This is a genomic window from Thermacetogenium phaeum DSM 12270 (genome assembly GCF_000305935.1).
Classification (GTDB): Bacteria; Bacillota; DSM-12270; order Thermacetogeniales; family Thermacetogeniaceae; genus Thermacetogenium; species Thermacetogenium phaeum.
Genome location: NC_018870.1, coordinates 1,373,867 through 1,391,583, shown reverse-complemented (window position 1 = coordinate 1,391,583; position 17,717 = coordinate 1,373,867). Strand labels below are relative to the sequence as shown.

16 protein-coding genes, 1 pseudogene and 1 riboswitch are annotated in these 17,717 nt (G+C 48.5%); of the genes and pseudogenes, 7 read left to right on the top strand and 10 right to left on the bottom strand.

Features of this window, described 5'->3' with window-relative positions; translation table 11 throughout:
- The first annotated feature begins 6 nt into the window (after positions 1-6).
- From fabZ to TPH_RS06855, 4 genes are all read left to right on the top strand, one after another.
- The gene (gene fabZ / locus TPH_RS06870; RefSeq protein ID WP_028990993.1) at positions 7-444 is read left to right on the top strand and encodes a 3-hydroxyacyl-ACP dehydratase FabZ; all 438 of its coding nucleotides are present in this window, start codon (positions 7-9) and stop codon (positions 442-444) included.
- Between the two features lie 93 nt (positions 445-537).
- The gene (gene accD, locus TPH_RS06865; RefSeq protein WP_330216583.1) at positions 538-1,314 is read left to right on the top strand and encodes an acetyl-CoA carboxylase, carboxyltransferase subunit beta; all 777 of its coding nucleotides are present in this window, start codon (positions 538-540) and stop codon (positions 1,312-1,314) included.
- A 2-nt stretch (positions 1,315-1,316) separates the two neighbouring features.
- Entirely contained in the window at positions 1,317-2,276 is a 960-nt protein-coding gene (locus TPH_RS06860; protein WP_015050466.1) for an acetyl-CoA carboxylase carboxyltransferase subunit alpha, read from the top strand.
- A 38-nt stretch (positions 2,277-2,314) separates the two neighbouring features.
- A complete protein-coding gene (locus TPH_RS06855; protein ID WP_015050465.1) occupies positions 2,315-2,797 on the top strand; it encodes a DUF456 domain-containing protein in 483 nt (160 codons plus the stop codon).
- 26 nt (positions 2,798-2,823) lie between these two features.
- On the opposite strand, the gene lexA is transcribed toward TPH_RS06855, so the two are convergent.
- Positions 2,824-3,429, bottom strand: a complete 606-nt coding sequence (gene lexA / locus TPH_RS06850) for a transcriptional repressor LexA (RefSeq protein ID WP_015050464.1) — start codon at positions 3,427-3,429, stop codon at positions 2,824-2,826.
- Positions 3,430-3,744: 315 nt separating this feature from the next.
- On the opposite strand from lexA, the pseudogene TPH_RS16505 reads away from it, so the two are divergent.
- Together TPH_RS16505 and TPH_RS06840 are read left to right on the top strand one after the other, a co-directional pair.
- Positions 3,745-3,874 (top strand): annotated as a pseudogene (locus TPH_RS16505) (transposase); the annotation flags it as partial.
- A gap of 393 nt (positions 3,875-4,267) precedes the next feature.
- Positions 4,268-4,549: a late competence development ComFB family protein gene (locus tag TPH_RS06840; RefSeq protein WP_015050462.1), complete on the top strand. Its 282-nt coding sequence runs from the start codon at positions 4,268-4,270 to the stop codon at positions 4,547-4,549.
- Positions 4,550-4,575: 26 nt separating this feature from the next.
- Here the strand turns inward: TPH_RS06840 and TPH_RS06835 are convergent, their stop codons facing one another.
- Positions 4,576-5,268, bottom strand: coding sequence for a hypothetical protein (locus TPH_RS06835; RefSeq protein ID WP_015050461.1), 693 nt, complete (start codon positions 5,266-5,268; stop codon positions 4,576-4,578).
- A 251-nt stretch (positions 5,269-5,519) separates the two neighbouring features.
- Positions 5,520-6,281 (bottom strand): polysaccharide deacetylase family protein, encoded by a 762-nt coding sequence (locus TPH_RS06830; protein ID WP_049886091.1) that lies wholly within the window; start codon positions 6,279-6,281, stop codon positions 5,520-5,522.
- A gap of 240 nt (positions 6,282-6,521) precedes the next feature.
- Between TPH_RS06830 and TPH_RS06825 the strand changes: the two genes are divergently transcribed.
- Entirely contained in the window at positions 6,522-7,730 is a 1,209-nt protein-coding gene (locus TPH_RS06825) for an IS110 family RNA-guided transposase (RefSeq protein ID WP_015050459.1), read from the top strand.
- 439 nt (positions 7,731-8,169) lie between these two features.
- A riboswitch (cobalamin riboswitch) is annotated at positions 8,170-8,339 on the bottom strand.
- A gap of 70 nt (positions 8,340-8,409) precedes the next feature.
- On the opposite strand, the gene TPH_RS06820 is transcribed toward TPH_RS06825, so the two are convergent.
- From TPH_RS06820 to TPH_RS06795, 7 genes are all read right to left on the bottom strand, one after another.
- Positions 8,410-10,011: an FAD-dependent oxidoreductase gene (locus TPH_RS06820; protein WP_015050458.1), complete on the bottom strand. Its 1,602-nt coding sequence runs from the start codon at positions 10,009-10,011 to the stop codon at positions 8,410-8,412.
- Positions 10,012-10,078: 67 nt separating this feature from the next.
- Positions 10,079-12,325: an oxidoreductase gene (locus tag TPH_RS06815; protein WP_015050457.1), complete on the bottom strand. Its 2,247-nt coding sequence runs from the start codon at positions 12,323-12,325 to the stop codon at positions 10,079-10,081.
- 976 nt (positions 12,326-13,301) lie between these two features.
- Positions 13,302-14,336, bottom strand: coding sequence for a hypothetical protein (locus TPH_RS06810; protein ID WP_049886090.1), 1,035 nt, complete (start codon positions 14,334-14,336; stop codon positions 13,302-13,304).
- A gap of 221 nt (positions 14,337-14,557) precedes the next feature.
- The gene (locus tag TPH_RS15425; protein ID WP_158502669.1) at positions 14,558-14,863 is read right to left on the bottom strand and encodes an SPASM domain-containing protein; all 306 of its coding nucleotides are present in this window, start codon (positions 14,861-14,863) and stop codon (positions 14,558-14,560) included.
- A gap of 14 nt (positions 14,864-14,877) precedes the next feature.
- Positions 14,878-15,192 (bottom strand): hypothetical protein, encoded by a 315-nt coding sequence (locus TPH_RS15420; RefSeq protein WP_015050454.1) that lies wholly within the window; start codon positions 15,190-15,192, stop codon positions 14,878-14,880.
- Positions 15,193-15,577: 385 nt separating this feature from the next.
- Entirely contained in the window at positions 15,578-16,891 is a 1,314-nt protein-coding gene (locus TPH_RS06800; RefSeq protein ID WP_015050453.1) for a DUF6612 family protein, read from the bottom strand.
- 198 nt (positions 16,892-17,089) lie between these two features.
- Positions 17,090-17,569 (bottom strand): hypothetical protein, encoded by a 480-nt coding sequence (locus TPH_RS06795; protein ID WP_015050452.1) that lies wholly within the window; start codon positions 17,567-17,569, stop codon positions 17,090-17,092.
- Between the last annotated feature and the right edge of the window lie 148 nt (positions 17,570-17,717).

Below are 17,717 nucleotides of genomic sequence, written 5' to 3'. Positions count from 1 at the left end.
ATTTCCTTGTTACATGCCAGAGATATAATGAGCACCATCCCGCATCGCTATCCCTTCCTGCTGGTGGATCGCTTGCTGGAGTTAGAACCGGGGAAGAGAGCGGTCGGGATCAAAAACGTGAGCATCAATGAACCCTTCTTTCAGGGACACTTCCCCGGAATTCCGATCATGCCCGGTGTTTTAGTCCTGGAAGCACTGGCCCAGGTAGGAGCTTGTGCTCTGTTGAGCCAGGTAGAACACCGGGGAAAGCTGGTGTACTTCGCCGGTGTAGATAAATTCCGGTTTAAGAAAATGGTCACTCCTGGTGATCAGTTACTGCTCGAGGTTGAGCTGATTAAAATAAAAGGAAATATCGGCAAGGCCTTGGGGAAGGCAAGCCTTAACGGGGAATTGGCAGCAGGAGGAGAATTGATCTTCGCTTTAGAGGAAAGGGAAGGGAAATAAAAGAAGATGTTTTTAAAAGACCTTTTCAACCCTAAGCCCAGGAAAAAATACATCACTCTCCCTGCCCGAGCGGGAGATTCATCACCTCTCGAAGTGCCGACAGTAAAACCCTGCCCGGGTTGTGGCAATCGAATTCAAGAGGAGAAACTTGAACTCAACCTCAAGGTATGCCCCGAATGCGGTTACCATCATCCACTTACTGCCGGTGAGAGGATCTGGATCATCACGGACGAGAATAGTTTTACCGAGCTGGATTCCGAGCTCACATCCTGCGATCCGTTAAATTTTCCCGGCTACTCTGAAAGACTGCAAAAAGCTCAAGAGGAAACCGGCCTCAAAGAGGCCGTAATAACAGGCACGGCAAGCATCAACGGGGAAAAAATCGTCATCGGGGTGATGGACAGCCATTTTCTGATGGGAAGTATGGGTTCGGTGGTTGGAGAGAAGATCGCCAGGGCGTTTGAAACCGCCCGCCGGGAAAGGCTGCCGGTGATTATCTTCACTGCTTCTGGAGGGGCACGAATGCAGGAGGGAATGTACTCTTTAATGCAGATGGCAAAAACCAGTGCTGCTGCCGCTCGCTTTCAGGAGGAAGGACTCTTATATGTAGCAGTGCTGACGCACCCCACCACAGGAGGGGTGACCGCCAGCTTCGCCACACTTGCCGATATCATAATTGCCGAGCCAGGTTCCCTGGTTTGCTTTACCGGACCGCGGGTCATTGAACAAACCATCCGCCAGAAATTACCTCCAGGCTTTCAAAAGGCGGAGTTCCTGCTAGAGCATGGGATGATCGATAAAATTGTCCATCGCAAAGAAATGAAAGACTTTCTCGGCAGGATCATAGCCCTTCATAGATGGAGAGAATAAAGATGGGATATAACCACTTATTGGATTTAGAGAAAGATTACCAGGAAATAAAAAAGAAGTTAAATGAGTTTAAAGAACTGTCTGAGAGAATAGATATGGATCTTAGCGCCGAGATTGCCGCGCTGGAAAGGAAGTTGGCCTTGGCTAAAGAAGAGAAATACCGGGCATTATCTGCCTGGCAAAAGGTGCAGCTGGCCCGGCATGTCGGGAGGCCAACAACACTTGATTATATCAGAGAAATATTCAATGATTTTATAGAATTGCACGGCGACAGGTACTATCATGACGACCCGGCGATAGTGGGCGGCATTGCCCTCTTTCGTGGGATCCCAGTTACAGTTATCGGCCACCAGAAGGGTAAAGATACAAATCAAAACCTAAAAAGGAATTTTGGTATGCCCCACCCTGAAGGTTATCGTAAAGCCTGCCGCCTGATGAAGCAGGCTGAAAAGTTTAAGCGAACGGTAATTTGCTTTATTGATACTCAAGGGGCTTATCCCGGTATTGGAGCCGAGGAACGGGGCCAGGGATGGGCCATCTCCAGGTCCCTCTACCAGATGTCCCTCTTAAAGACCCCTGTAATCAGCCTGGTAATTGGGGAGGGGGGGAGTGGTGGAGCGCTGGCCCTGGGAGTCGCCGATTGTATTCTCATGCTTTCCAATGCCATCTATTCGGTGATCTCCCCAGAAGGGTGTGCCTCTATTCTGCGGAAGGATGTTACCAAGGCTCCGGAGATGGCCGAATATTTAAAACTAACTGCCGCCGATCTGGAGGCGATGGGTATTATCGATGAAATTATACCGGAACCACTGGAGGGTGCGCATAGCAACACAGCCCAGGTTTACAAAAAGGTGGAGGAGAGGTTATTCCATCATCTCACGAAACTTATATCAATGGATCTTCACGAGTTGATTGAAAGGCGATATGAGCGACTCAGAAAAATAGGAGTTTATAATGAATAAAAGATATAGTTATGTCAACCGGGGAGCGGAGCGTTTCTATGAGCGATGCAATCCTGATTATAACCATTGTCTTCTTGATAATTGGTCTTATCATGACGCTAATCCCATTTCTTCCGGGAATTCCGCTGATCTTTGGCACCCTATTAATTTTCGCAATAATTGATGATTTCCAGCGGGTGACTCCGCTGTTTTTACTAAGCATGTTGACTATAACGGTAGCCTCTTTTTTTATCGATAATCTGGTGGGATGGATCGGAGCCAAGAAATTCGGCGCCAGCAAGGCCGGTCTATGGGGAGCAATTTTAGGCGGGGTAGGGGGAGTACTCATCAATCCTGTCGTAGGCATCCTGGTGGGGCCCTTCGGGGGTGCTGTCGCAGCAGAATTACTCGTTTCCCGCCGTAATTTAAAGGACGCTTTGAGAGTCGGCATTGGCACGATCGTTGGTTTCCTGGGGGGAAGCGTCTTTAAATTAGTTTTAGCCCTTTTTATGGTAGCTTCTTTTATAACAAAGATATATTAAAGGATATAGGATATATATTAAGGTGATTAATCCAACTTTCTTATGACTCCGATGACTTTTCCGAGAATTTTAACATGCTTGCTGCGGATCGGTTCATAACAATCGTTTTCCGGCTGGAGCCGGATGCAGCCTGCCTCTCGATAAAAACGCTTAACGGTAGCCTCCTCATCGTCCATAAGGGCAACAACGATGTCCCCATCTTCTGCCGTCTGCTGCTGCCTGACGATCAGATAATCTCCATCAAAAATCCCGGCATTTATCATACTGTCCCCTTTCGTAGTTAACATAAAAATATTGTCGCTCGAACCGACAAAACTGGCTGAAAGAGGAAAGACACCTTCAATATTCTCCACGGCCAGAATGGGTGTCCCTGCAGCAACGCGGCCGACTACGGGCACGCGTACAACCGCAGAGTTGTTGTTTACAATCTCAATGGCCCGGGGTTTGGTAGGGTCACGGCGAATATATCCTTTCTTTTCAAGCTTAACCAGGTGTGTATGAACGGTTGAGCTCGATTTGAGCCCCACAGCGTCACCTATTTCCCTTACCGAAGGTGGATAACCGCGCGCATCAATGGTCTTTTGAATGAAATTAAGGATCATCTCTTGACGCCTAGATAAATTCTTTTTCATGTTTTCGATTCCCCTTTATAAAATTAATCAACTAAAACAGACGTATGATTAAAAACCTCAGGCAAATTTTATCAGGTAAATGTTTGCTTAGTATTTTACCAAAGAAATGGATATAGAACAAGAGTTCTTTTTTGCGAACTCAATGGTTTTATATTTAACTTCTTATAATAAGAATTATGTTAACAAATCTTTTTTACTGGTCTTCTCAATGTTCTTCATGTTTTTCTCCACCAGCCGGGTTTATCAGACCTTTCTCTTAAGGAGCTTCTGCTGCCCACCCCCTTGGGTGAGAACGTAGAAAAGGTTTTCGAAGGCCTGAAAGGCGTTGATTTTGTAATTACTGACGACCACAACGGCCTTGAATGCTGTGCCAGGTATTTTCAAGGAACAACATGGCAGCGATGCCAGACTCATTTCACGCAACATTTTAGACAACTGTCCTAAACGCCCCTAACAGGCCAGGCTCCTAAAGGTGTTTTTATCACGTCCTTATAACAATGCCTCTGGTTCCCATCGGAAAATGAAACAGGGGTATCTTGAGTTCGTTTCGTACACCGCTCCTGCTTTGGCCGTATCAGAAGAGCAGTCGTGCAGGAAAATGTTACTTTTTAGCGAAAGCTACAGGTGTACTGTAATATTCTCCCCCATCCTCTTTAATGCAAAATCATGAGCACCATATTCTTGTTTTTAAAAAAATCAATATTTACAAATCACAGCACCTACCTGTACAACCGAATATGTATGTAAATAGAACTTTTGTATGTAGATAGATCTTTTATCTTTCACAAGGAATCACTATTAAGAGTATTGGCCGAAATGAGACAAGGAGGCGTTTTCGATGCTCCGTCTGGTAAATGTCATGGAAATCCTGGTGGAAGAAACCATTGAAGATATTATGAAGTCTCACCCCGATTTTTGCACTTGTGAACGTTGTCGATATGACGTTGCGGCAATTGCTTTGAATAAACTGCCTCCTTCTTATGTTGTAACAATGGAGGGCGAGGCTATATTGCGGGCGAATTCACTAAAGCAGCAGGTCAGGGTGGATCTCATCCGTGCGGTAACCGAAGCAATGATAATTGTGGGCAAAAATCCGCATCACGCAGAAAATCGGGGTTGAAGGCGTATTCTTCCTGGTTTTGCTAATCAGATCGGCCATTCTAAAAATGATTTGTTGATACCGGCTGCCAGCGCCTTCACCAGAGCTTTTTGACAGAAGAAAGTGGGAGTATCTACTTCCCCACATTTATAGTCCCTGAAGACTTCTATATGCAGACCGAAGATGCGCCTGTTGTTTAGCTGCTCATCTCTTATCCTCTGAAACAGATAGGTTTTCGTAGCCTTCATCACCACATCGTCATCCAACGGGAATACGCCGATAGACGGGCGGGGAAGGATGAAGTTCTTTTGCCATTCCCGTTCAAGTTCCCTGTTTACTGCGCTTTGCAGCACAAAGAGTCGGGATCTTAGTTCCCTGTCAAAGGCAATATCAGGGTCGATGACAAAGCCACAGGATATTTCCACATCATAGTGACCGTTTACATGCCCGTGAATCTCTATAAACAGTTTAATAGGTTCTGCCAGGGCAAGCTGCTGGTATCTGCAACAGAGGCTTCTGGCTTCCGGTGTCGGAGCCAAACGGGGATCCTTATTGAGATCAACCTGCGGCCGCATGTTTTCCGCCACGAATAGCGTGGCTCCGAGATATTCCGCCAGCATAGAGGCAACCTCTTTGGTGTAATAATCACAGCGCTGTATATAGCCGTGGTGTGGTGCTGCTACGATAACATCTTTTCGTTCACCAGTTTGATAAATGATCTTCGGCTCAACCCGGGTCACTGCTTTCACTCCTGACTGATTTAATCTCATATTTGAACGACATAAACCTTGTTTACAAATTCAAATTACTACCCACCGATTCCAATGGGCAATGCCCAGGCCCGGCTCATCAAACCTCCCTTTAGCAGGTAAACAGCCTGATCTCTACATCTTAATTCGACACGTACCTGTTAAAACCTGCCATAGCGGCTATCGCTGCCTTCACCATGAAAAATAACCCAAAGGACTGGGTTATTTTTTTATTTCGCACCTTATCTAGATTCCGTATTATCCAATCTCATCGAGGGTTCCAAAGGAATAACCTTGAGCCTTGAGGTCTCGGATAATGTTCCCGAGCGCTCCCGCATTACTCTGAGAGACTGCTCCTGCCCTGTTTTCTCTTTATATGCTTTACTCAATTCCTCAATTTCATTTTTCAACTTCTGATCATCGCGTACATCAGGTAGGCTGGGATGATTTACGGTGTGATTACCCACTATGTGTCCTTCACGGATCATCCTTTCCACCAGATCGGGATTTTTTTGAAGATAGGGCATTGTGATAAAGAATGCCGCTCGAACACTGTTTTCCTTGAGGATATCCAGTATTACCGCTGTATACCCGTTTTCATACCCCTCATCAAAAGTCAGATAGACTACCTTTCGGGAGGTATCCCCCAGGTAGATTGCATTGTATTTATCTGCTAGTTCGACGAGCTTTTCTCCTGTTGCCGGAGGCAGATGATCATTTCTTTTGATCAAATACCAGGCGTATTTTGTGTTATCATAGCGGTCGTTAACCAGGTTCGGCGACGGTTTTGTTTCCTCCTTACCAGGATCGGGTTCAGGTTTGTTATCAATGCCGCCATTATTGCCATCGCTCTTTTGCCCAGATTCATTTTGTATAAAGGATGGTGTTTCCTTTTTTGTATTCCCGCCTGAATAATTTTTGCTCTCCCTGCAACCCCACAAGAATAAACAAGCGATAATGACTAAAGCAGCCAGCCGCGGGTATCGAAAGCATCTTATAGCCACCCCCTTATCTGTTAAACTCAACTTAGTGGCAGGAATACCTGCCTAAGTTGGCAAAGATAGTTCAAAGGTTTCCGGGAAAAGGATTCCACCTCCTGGCAGTTCGACTGCTTTCGGAAGAGTTACCTTTCCCGGACTAAATTTGCAGACTGCGGTTCATAGAAGGGTTGTGCTTCGAGCACCGCCGTTAGATAAGGCCCACTGCCAGTCTGCAGCAAAATTCTTTCTGTGGAGGTTCTAAACATGTACTTTGTAGGAATTGACTGGGCTGACTTGCATCATGACGTAGCCGTGCTTGATGAAAAAGGCCAAGAGCTAAAATACTTCACCGTTCCCCATAATAGGGAAGGCTTAGAGCAGTTGAAACAAACACTATTGGGCATCAACCCCGATCCAGAGAGCTTCGCCTGTCTGGTGGAAACCAAAAACGGCCTTTTAGTGCAGTTTCTTTTGGAAGCCGGTTTCCCGGTTTACCCCTTGAACCCGAAGGTTGTGGATTACCGGCGTAAGCCCTCAGGGGCGAAGAGCGACCCCATCGATGCCCGTCTTCTGGCTAGCATCGGCCGGTCCGATCTGGCGCAGCTAAAGAGGCTAAAGCCGGATACTGAACTGGTCTGCGAGCTAAAGATATTGACCAGGGATCAGGACAGCCTGATCCAGGAATCCACCCGCCTGAACAACAAGCTCATTGCCTGCTTGAAGGAATATTACCCGGCGGCCCTCGAATTCTTCTCAAAACCAACCCTACCGGTAGCTCTGGAGTTTTACAAGCGCTATCCAACCCCGGAGCTGGTAAGGGAAGCTACCGTTCCGGAGATAGCCGCTTTTCTGAAAAAGCATAAGCATCCCAGACCCAACCAAACGGCCATCTCCATCTGGCAGAAGGCACAGGAACCACAGCTTAATGCCAGCGCTCCCACCGTGCGGGCAAAGTGCCGCTTGATGCTCGCCCTGGTGGGCCAGCTGGAGGTGGTTAAGGAGCAGATAGCCGCTTATGATAAGGAGATCGACCGCCTTTTTCAGCAGCACTCCGACAGCAAAATCTTCGCTAGCCTTCCTGGAGCGGCCAGAAGACTGGCGCCAAGACTGCTGGCGGAGTGGGGCGACGAACGTGACCGTTACGAGAACGCAGCTGTGGTTCAGGCTTTAGCGGGCACCTCGCCTGTGCTCTTTCAGAGCGGCAAGTACCGATTTGCCAGACAGCGCAAGTCCTGCGTCAAACCTTTCCGGCGGGTAATGCATCTCTTTTCCTTCCAGAGCATCAGGTGGGTTCCCTGGGCAAGGGAGTATTACTATGCGAAGAGATGCCAGGGGAAAACTCACCACGAAGCTTTGCGGGCTCTGGCGAACATCTGGGTCAGGATTATCTTTGCCATGTGGAAAAACCGCACTTGCTACGACGAAGCTGCATTCATTGCCGCCCGCTCCAGGCATTTTAACCGGGTAGCGTGAGGTCTGGTATTTAGTTGTCAATGTTCTAAAGCCGCCAGCGGGACAGGGTTTGAACCAACCCACGCTAGGCGCAAGGGGATGCTTTGTCCTTTAAAGGCTGTAAATGTTTATACTAACAGTGAAAAAATTTAATTTTCTCATTGACATAGAAGGTCTTCTTCGATTTATTGGCAGATTTTTCGACAAATTCTTGTGTGGAAAGTTTTCTTTTATTATCTGTCAGCTCCTGCTTTCTGAAGTTTATTAAATATTTCTATGAATGTTATTAACAGGGTGCTCCCGGCAGGGAGTCTCGTAATTCAGAGCGGGAACTATTGCACCCGGCAAACAGGATTTAACTAACTACATGTACAAGGAACCCCGTCTATGCCGGGCGCACATAAAAGTCCACGCTGAAATAGAGCGTGGACTTAACCATCATCCATTGCACTTATATTGCAGAGTCTAACCTCTTCAGGTAGGTCTCCTGATTCGGAGACCACGCCTTAGCCCCTATTCCCGTAGGGAGCAGTATCTCCAGTCATTCCTCTTCACAGCGGCGGTTCGTCCGGGATTTTCCCCCGGTTCTCCCCTATTCTCACTTGCAAGCCCTCAAAAAGCGGAACCTATTCCTTTCTCCTGCCATTATTAGTTTTTTTGATTTTCCGTAAACAGGGATTATATCCCCCAATTATTTCGATCAAACTTTCTCAGCGGCGGCATTTAAACCGGCGATGCGACCAAATGTCAAAGCACGCCCATGGCTAAGCCCCGGGCAGATTACGGGATAATCATTAGCGAAGAAATCGCCCGTCACGTTTCCTGCTGCATAAAGCCCCGGAATGATTTTCCCTTTGGTATCCAGTACCTGCATCTTAGTATTCACCTTGAATCCACCCAGGACCACCAGAAGCGCTGTCGGTATCTTGGCGGCGTAAAAAGGCGGCTGCTCAATGGTGGTAAGCATCCTGGGATTCTTCCCGAAATCGAGGTCTACTCCCATCTTCGCCAACTGGTTGTATCTCTCCACGGTGGCTCGGAAGCTCTCCACAGGAACACCCATCTTTTGGGCCAGATCCTCGATGGTGTCGGCCTTAACTGCCGTTTTGTTGCCAATAGCCTTTTCCAAAGCTTTAAGCGTCTCCTGCGTAACCATCGGTTCTCGTGCAAATCCTCCGCCCATCTTTGGGGCATCATCTGCAAACTTTCCATCAAATACCACCCAAGCGATATTGCGCGGTTGTCGGGAGATGGCGTTACAAATATAGGGCACCGGCACATCCTCATTCTGGTAGCGCTCACCCAGGGCATTAACACGGAGGAACGGATTGGAGGTCATTGGTGCGCCACCAAGGTTGTGGATCATGGGCGCATGGGGTTCCTCCTCCTGCAGGGCCGCCCCGATCCAGAGCCCCATTTTATGGCCGTCTCCGGTGTTCAAAGCAGGGGCATAAACATTCATATCTACATCCAGCGCCTTGGGACAGAACCTCTCCAGCATCTCCTTGTTGTTCCCATAATCTCCGGTGCAGAGCACCACAGCCTTTCTTGCGTTAAATAACGTGTAATTGCCTTCCTCGCCAGCGATAACTCCGGTAACACGGCCGCCTTCTTTCCGGATCAGCTGCACTGCTGGTGTCTTGTAATAGATATCCCCGCCCTTTTGTCGGATCTTCTTCTCCAACATACCGGCCAGATTGGCTTCGTTCATACCACCGAACATATGGGCCGTCACATACTCGGTGTAGTACTTATCACTGCTTCCACTGTTAAACATGGTGACTTCCATGCCTTCAGCCTCGGCCATATCTATCAGGTAGTCCATAACTTCCCCGCTCTTATCTGCCCAAAGCATGATCAGTCGCTCATCAACCTTAGTTCCGGCCCATCTTACCAGATCCCTGACCACTTGCGCCTTGTCAATTTCAATCCCTAGCTTCTTCTGCAGCTTGCTGCCGATGGCCCCGTTATGGCCACCGCGGGCCGTAAAAGAGGAATGTTTTTCAATGAGCACAGTTTTAACATTCGACTCTACTGCCGCTAAGGCCGCCATCAAGCCCGACACCCCCGCCCCGATTACCACTACGTCCGAGGTAACCGTCTTCTTGATCTCTTTCTCGGGGATCGGCTCCGGCGGCACCTCCCAGCTGTATCCTGTTTGTTTTTCAGCATTAGAGTCAGGATGGGGTTTCTCCTGCTGTCCGCAGCCGGCCAAAGCTCCTGCCGCGGCTATGCCTGCCGCACCTACCGCCACCCCTTTCAGGAAACTTCTGCGTGAAATTCCCTTTTTCTCTTTCTCCATTTTCTGTCCATCCTCCCCATGTTTTCCAAAAGTATACTTCGAATATTACATCACACAACAACGCCTTTTACACAGCGCGGCCCACATCGTTTCCGGCGCGGATTGCCATAGCAATGTTATACGGTTCATTGCAGTCGCCGATTGCGTATTTCTCTTTCACTGAAATACCTTCAAGCAAAGACTTGTTCGGCAACAAGTCGGCGGCGTTGATGATTGAGTCTGCGGGGATGACGGTCTCAACACCGGTATCTGTTACAATGGTGATCTGGCCGTCGCCGATTTCCTTGATCTTGGATCCCGGATAGACTTTTACACCCAGAGAATAGAGCGCTGTGGTCATAAATCGTTTGGCGTGCTGAGACTGCTGCTTGTCGAGCTCCTCGTTGGGGTTCGGCGTCACAATGGTGACTTTCTTCTTGCGCACCGTCAGCCACAAAGCGCAGTCAAAGGCCTGGGCGTTTGAGCCGAATACCACGACGTTATTGCCGGTGTCCTTGCTCATAAATTGGTCATACTCGATAATCGGCACGTTACCGCCACTCACGCCCACCTTGCCCGGCAAAGCGCCGACTGCAAGGATTACGACATCGGGGGCTTCACTGTTAATAAACTCGGCGTCGACTTCCTTATTCAAAACAACCTTCACCCCGTTAATCTCCAGTTGTCTGATCAGGTAAGCCTTAAGGTCGTCAAGGTTTTCGTGAGGTCCTTTGACCATGCTGGCAAAGGTGAGCTTGCCTCCGAGCGTACCTTTCTTTTCATAGAGCGTGACTTTGTGACCACGGGCGGCTGCGATGCGGGCAGCTTCCATACCGGCAGGGCCGCCGCCGATAACCATGACCTTCTTTGGAGTTGCAGCCGGTTCGAGCTCATAGGTCTTCGGGCCCTTGTCGGTCATTACGCGTTGCGTCAGGGCGTTAACGCGGCAATAGGCCATCTCGCGGTTCATCTCGTTTGAGCCAACGTGGCAGTGTAAACAACGCGTGCAGGGGGCGATTTCGTCGATGCGCCCCTTTTTCAGTTTATTGACGTATTCGGGGTCAACGGTAAGCGGGCGGTTCATCATATAGAAGTCGACCTTGCCGTCGGCGAGTGCCTTCTCGAAATAAGCCGGGGCATGGGCCGGATCCATGTAGGTGACGGCGCCGCAAGGAATGCTGAGCGCTTTTTTGTAGCGCGCGACAATGTTGAGCGTCATGCCGGCGCCACTGTGGTTGCCGATCAACTGGCCTTGCCAATGCCTTGAGAAATCCCACTGGGTACCAAAACCGGTTGCGCCCTCTATACCGTTTAAGATAAAGTAAAGGTCGCCGGCGAATTGACAAGGATGGTTGTCGAGAGGACCTAAGCGCAGATGCATCGAATCGCAACCAGCAGCCTCGAACAACTTGGCAATTTCGATGCCTTCTTCAATAGTCATTACTCTATTGTGCGGTGTGGTAACATCTTTATCTAACGTCGCCAAGGTAGCGTTGTTGGTGAGGTTGTCGTTTTCTTCGATGCAGTTCATCAATACTTGAACGATAAAGTCTTTGCCACAGGCTTTTTTGATTTTTTCGATGCATTCGGTCACGAAGCGAGCACGATTTTCCAGACTGCCTGCACCGTATTTGTCAGTGCGGTTGTTGTGGAAACGCGAAAGGAAATGCGCGCCGAGGTTAAAGCCGGCGGCGTTGATCTCCAAACCTACAAAGCCCATTTGCTGAATTAACTTAGCGATGGCCACAATACGGGCTTGGGCCCCGGCGATGTCTTCGGACGTCATTTCGCCAACCGGTTTCGGTGGGGGCCCATATGTCTGATAACCGAGCTTGGCGCCGTATTTGCCGCACTCCTTAACGAGTTTCTTGCCGAATTCAACATTTTCCCGGGGTACTGCGCTGCCGTCTGCAGGTGGCTCTAACCAAGGAATTTTTTCTACCCAGATTAACTCAACACCGCCTTTGGCAAACTGTATATAGTACTGGAGCAACTCATCAGTAGGTCCAGCCAAATAAGTGGCCGATCCGGCAGCGGATTTAATCATGCGGTGGTTGAGTTTAAGCGGGCCGATCTTCAAGGGCGAAAACAGCGTCTTGAAGTCGGTGGTTTTTTGACGGTAGTTATAATCTTGCGGATTGACATAGGCCGCCGCTATCAGCTCTCTTTTATCTGCGCCACTGGGTGTCGCAGCACCAGTACTTTCTGATGGCTGCTCTTTTCCGCCGCAACCAGCTAACAATCCGCCTGAAGCTACTCCGGCCGCGCCGACAACTGCTCCTTTAAGAAATGTCCTGCGTGAGATGCCTGTTTTTGGTTTCTCATCATTAGCCATGTTCGTCTCTCCTTTCGAATGTTCTATTCCATTGTCTTAAATCTTTAAAAAACCTAAGAATGTTTCCCTTAAGAATGTTTCCCTTATGGCTATTTTCGGCGGCTCACCGGGACAAAGTCTCCCCTCCCTCTCCCCTACAGGAGGAATTGTGCGGATTAGAATTTTGAACTGGGCTACCATTCCCTTTCCCCAACCACAACACAACCTTTTGCTTCGGTAACTATATAACTACGCGGCCTTATATAACATTGTGAACATTCGAAGAAATTCCTTTGTTTTTCTTTACAATTTTTCTACGAATATTTTTGTTTAATACAACAATTACCAATCTGAAAAGCCACCTATTTCGAAAAACCCAATGTTGAAGTCCCTTTCTACCAGTGCCATCTTTGCTTACGGGTTGTCTTCCCGCAGGTTAGTTGGCATGGGTTTCTTCCAACCCACCTACCAGCTCAGCAGCCGAGCCACGGGAAACAAAAAATAACCGTGGACGAGCGTCATTCATCCACGGCTTTTTGGGGGAATGTTTTATCTTCTAATTGCGGATTCCATTCTCCGGTGTGAGGTAATAACTATAGTTGGTCTCCAACAGTTTTCCATGCTGATTGGAGATGTCAATCTTATTGCTAATCAGTGCACCGAATGTTCCGGCTCCCGCCAAATCCCCTTGTAAGATTGCTCCCAGAAGGCGTCCTTCTTTGTAAATAACCTTCTTAGTAATAGTCAGGGAAAATGTCTATTTCCACACTGCAGCCGTCTTCAGGAGGTTCAGGCCACCCGAAGGAAATTGTGGGAAGACCGAAGAATGACATCGTATACTGGTGGGCAAAAGTACCATCAATTTCAACGGTTTTCCCTACCATGTTCATTCCTGCTACCCGTCCCTGCTGGAGCAACCATACAGGCAAACTGACAGTTTTTACAGCCCATGCATAAATCAGGGCGTACGACTATGGTCTTCAAACCTGCCACCCCCTTATATTTTCAAGGCTGTTCTCTTTTGGGAGATGATCTCCACCAGCTGTGCCGCTGCTGATTTCACGTCTCCGTCTATAATCACCTTGCCTCCGGTGAGCTCTACCAGGTTCTCGGTGAGAACCCTGGTAACCAATTCGCTTCCCGTTATAAAAGGCGGTAGAGAAAGATGAAGCGGCAATCCGAGAGCCAGGGCGAAGCACCCGTCGGCCAGGGCCTGCTCTTCAAGCCACTGCGGTGCGGATAACACCAGCGGCAGTTGCGGTAGATCTACATTCAGCGCCCGGGCCAAAGCGGTGGCCACCTCCTCCAGTCGGCCGATTCCCAGGCAGGGGCCGAAGTTTAAAACCGGAGGTATATTGAGTGACTGACAGACCTGGCGTAAATTATTTCCGGCCGATTCTGCGGCCTGCGGTGACATGAAGCCCAGATTAGCCAGCCCGCCGCTGGTACATCCGGCGGAGAGCACCAGGATATCGTTCTCGATCAGTTCTTTGGTCAACCCGGCGGTGAAAACGTCATGGCCTCCTGCGGCCAGATTGGAACAACCGACGATCGCGGCCACTCCTTTAATCTTGCCGTCTACGATCAGTTTGAGAAGAGGTTCGTAGTTGCCGCCGAGGAAGGAGCGCAGGTTTTTCTCGCCGAATCCGGTCAGGGAATTATCGTAACCGTGCTCAGGTAAATCAATATTTACCCGTTTGCGGCGCTTCTCATAGCTGGCGGCAGCTTCTTCGGCTACCTGCCGGGCAATGTCCACGCCGTTATCAAAGGTAGAGGGAAGCAAAGTGGCGTTCTTCTTTTTGGCCACATCATCCAGGCAGAACTGTTTGACCAGGAATTTGCTGCAGATATCTTCAATCCCCGGCAAAGTGCAGTTGAACTCACTGAGTTTTTTAACATTTTCCCGGGCCGAAGGTAAGTTCCTCGGTGCCGGATGTCTTCGGTAGCATACCAGGATTCGCCATCGCGCTTCAGGAAAGCCCGACAGAAAAAATGATCGACTGAGAAAAACGACCTCCCCGACCGCCGCCATAACAATGCATAATGGGGCAATTCTCTGAGTGTGCTGTAACAGTTGACCCTGCAGATAAAACTGCAGATAAATTTCTAAATTCGGACCCTGCTATATCTCAAGCTGCTTTGATTTTCGTTAGACAGAAACGGAAAGGCTGAGGGTATTTGTGTAATTGTGAATTGGTATATTATCGGAGTGGGTTCCGGAGGTAATCGGGCTTTCCCGATGATCCTTCCTAGTCAACAGCAAGCTATATCCGGATCGGGTTCGTCAAACCCGAGGTTATTATGCTGGTTGAAGACGGCGCATCCCCCACGGCACAGTTCCCGAACCGGACAGCGACTACACTTCCCCTTCAGAATAGACGCTCTATCCCGGAATCCCTTCCAGAGCTCATTTTTCTTCCATAGCTCTGGGAGGTCTTCGACGACACCAACGGTAAAATCAAGATGGCTGCAGGGGTGAATAAGCCCGGACGTATCCACGGTTACCAGCAGTTGTCCGGCAATACACCCATAACCTCCCAGAAGCTTCAGAGTTTTCATGGGAAGCCCGGAATTCAGCATAAGTGGTGCCAAAGCACAATCCAGATGAAAGGGAAGTTGATACCTGTTTCCCAGTTCCAGCAGCATGGGTAGTAATTCCCTTTGCTTACTGGAAGCACCATGTCCCGCTTTTTCCAGGGCATTACTTCTTCCCGGTATTTCCTCAGGCCGGCCTCCAGCTCTTTTTCCAATCCACCCAGCAAGATGAAGCTGAGCAAGGAATAGGGCATAAAAAACAAGGCGCCCCATAAGATCCCGTGCCCGCTGGAGTTGGGGTTAATCCCCATCCGCACCTGAAGAATTTTACCCTTTGATCCTTTCTCTTCCATATTTATTGATCTCTCCCTCGCAATTATGGCGTTCGTCCCCCTGCAGAGGATTCTTTTCCCTATTTAACCACTTTCTCGAGAACTCACCCCCTCCAGAAGCGATGGCCGGTTACCCATCTGAGGCAGAAAGGCCTATGAGCTAAGTAAACGCTCATTCCTCCGGCTGGCACTATCAGTAAACACAGGCGGGGTCTGATGGGGAATTGTTTGCGACCGGCTCCTGCAAGCATCTGACATCAATATCTCAGGTAAGTTTCTCCATATATCGGGAATCCAAGCTCTTTTCGGACATCTTTTGATCCATCGCTAGATAAAAACGGGAACAATCAACCAAGATTGTTCCCTGTTTCCTGCCTCTTCAAGCGAATACTGACCAGGCCAACCCTCAGTTACTTTGTTCAGATATATTCTCTCCTGGTTGAGGGATCATGTCAGCTATGTTTCGGGCATTACTGACATCAGGGGCGACGAAGGGCTCTCCGAAATCACTCATTTTGTAGCTTCCATCGATCTCCATACTTACATAAACTTCCTCAGGAAGCTTTTCGGATTCCGCCGGCAGTCCAAACTGCTCCAGGTCTTCCTTTGTCAAGTTCAGATCCATCCGCATGCAAAGTTCCAGGATTTCAGAGATTAAAGTGTCCTTATTGATGTAAAGCTTGTAATTACAATCAAATATTGCAACTTTGGCCAGCAGTTGCTCCATCTGTTGAATGATCTCCGGAGGAAGATCCTGCGGCATACCCTGCGCCATCTGCTGCATCAGATTCAAGTAAGTCTGCTGAAACTTGTTAGGATCCAGATAGGCGTTGATTACATAATAATCCTTCCCGTCCAGTGATACATCATCTCCGAAGCTGAGGATCATACCTGTCTCCCGGATATAGGCCGCTGCTCTGAGAGGATCAGATTGAATATCCCGCTGTTCTTTCCAGAATTCTTCCGGCAAAGGAAGATCTTGAACAAACCAATCCTCTCCGTTAGGCCTGATATAGATTTTATCTCCGGTAATATAGCTCTCCGTAACCATACTTTCCTGAGAAGCATCCGTTTCCATCTTCGAAGTAATGTTCTGCTTAATGTAAACTTGCAACGGTTCAATCTGCACAGATCCTTGCTGCTTGACGGAAAGGGCCAGCGGAGTGGGCAGAACCCTTTCCCCGTCAACCAGAGCATCTATCTTCATGTTCGTGATACCGTCCAGGGAGCAAGTGTTGACGCTCTCGCTGGCAAGATTGGAATTAACCAACAGTTCTGTCGGGTTCATCCCATTTCTTTTTTCATCGTTTATTACTAAAACTGTTTTATCTGCGGCGTTCCAATCAACACGACAGCCAAAGGTTTCGCATAAGAAACGCAGCGGGACTTCTACAACGCTTCCGTTGCGGATAGGGGCACGGGGAAGAACAACCTTGTTGCCATCCAGCAAGGCATCTCGTTCTCCCATCGTCAGAAGCAACGTCTTGCCATTTTTGGAGATCTGAATAACGTCTTGTTCCGTCCATACCACAGTAGCACCGGTAATCCGGCTGAAGTCATCAATTGAGAATCTGGAAATTCCCTCTTCGACAAGGACGTTGATGGACGGAATCCCTTTTCCGTTTACATTCAGATTTACTTCTGTAGCTGCTAAAGCTGAAAAAGCCCCTGCCGCAACCATGATCAGCGCCAGGGTCAACGTCAATAAGGCCTTCCTCATGAAAACACCTCCTATGGGTTTGATATAATACTTACATTCAACAAGGATGGTTATATTCCTTCCGGAAGAGATAATTTTTACCCAAATAACCACTTATTGCCCAAGATGGTATATTGTGTTTCCGTTCAAAAGTATAAAATAAGCCGGTTTCCCGGCTTGTTAATTGATCCAATCCGTAAAAGCGCCGTACTGTAAGAGCTAGCCTGCCCCTTCTCCCGTTACCTCTTCCAGTTTAATTGTCACCGCAAACCTGCTCTGCGGCGAACAGGAGGCCATCAAGGCCAGCGCTTCTATCCTTTTTTGAACTTCCGAAGCAGGGAAAACTCCCTCCAGGGAGAAGAAGAACCCCCGGGCATCTTTTTGTTCCTCCACTTGAGCGGGAACCCTGATCTCCGGTAGCTGCATTTTCTCTTCAAAGACGGCTGCAGCAACCACTCTTTTGCGCGGCCTGTAAACAGGCGGCCACTTATCACTCAGAATATCGGCATTAGCAACAACCGATCCGCTGTGGTCCTTGCGGATTCCCAAAATGTGTCGTATCTTCCTAATGAAGCTTGTGTGTACATTCCACTCTGAGGCCAGTTCCTGGTCGCTCATCTTGCTCAACTCGAGCATGACATCCTTCGCTTGAGCATCGGAAAGTTTTAAAAATTCGTTTAAAGAGATTGCCTTTCCCATTTCGTCAAACGCCTCCGCATACTTATAAATTATTACCGGCCCCGGTTTGCGATAATTTCTTCTGGTTGCTGCATCCCCGAGATCGCCCGGCATTAAAATTTTTTTAGGCTTTTTCTTTCCTACAGGCATTTTTATATATCTGAAGTAT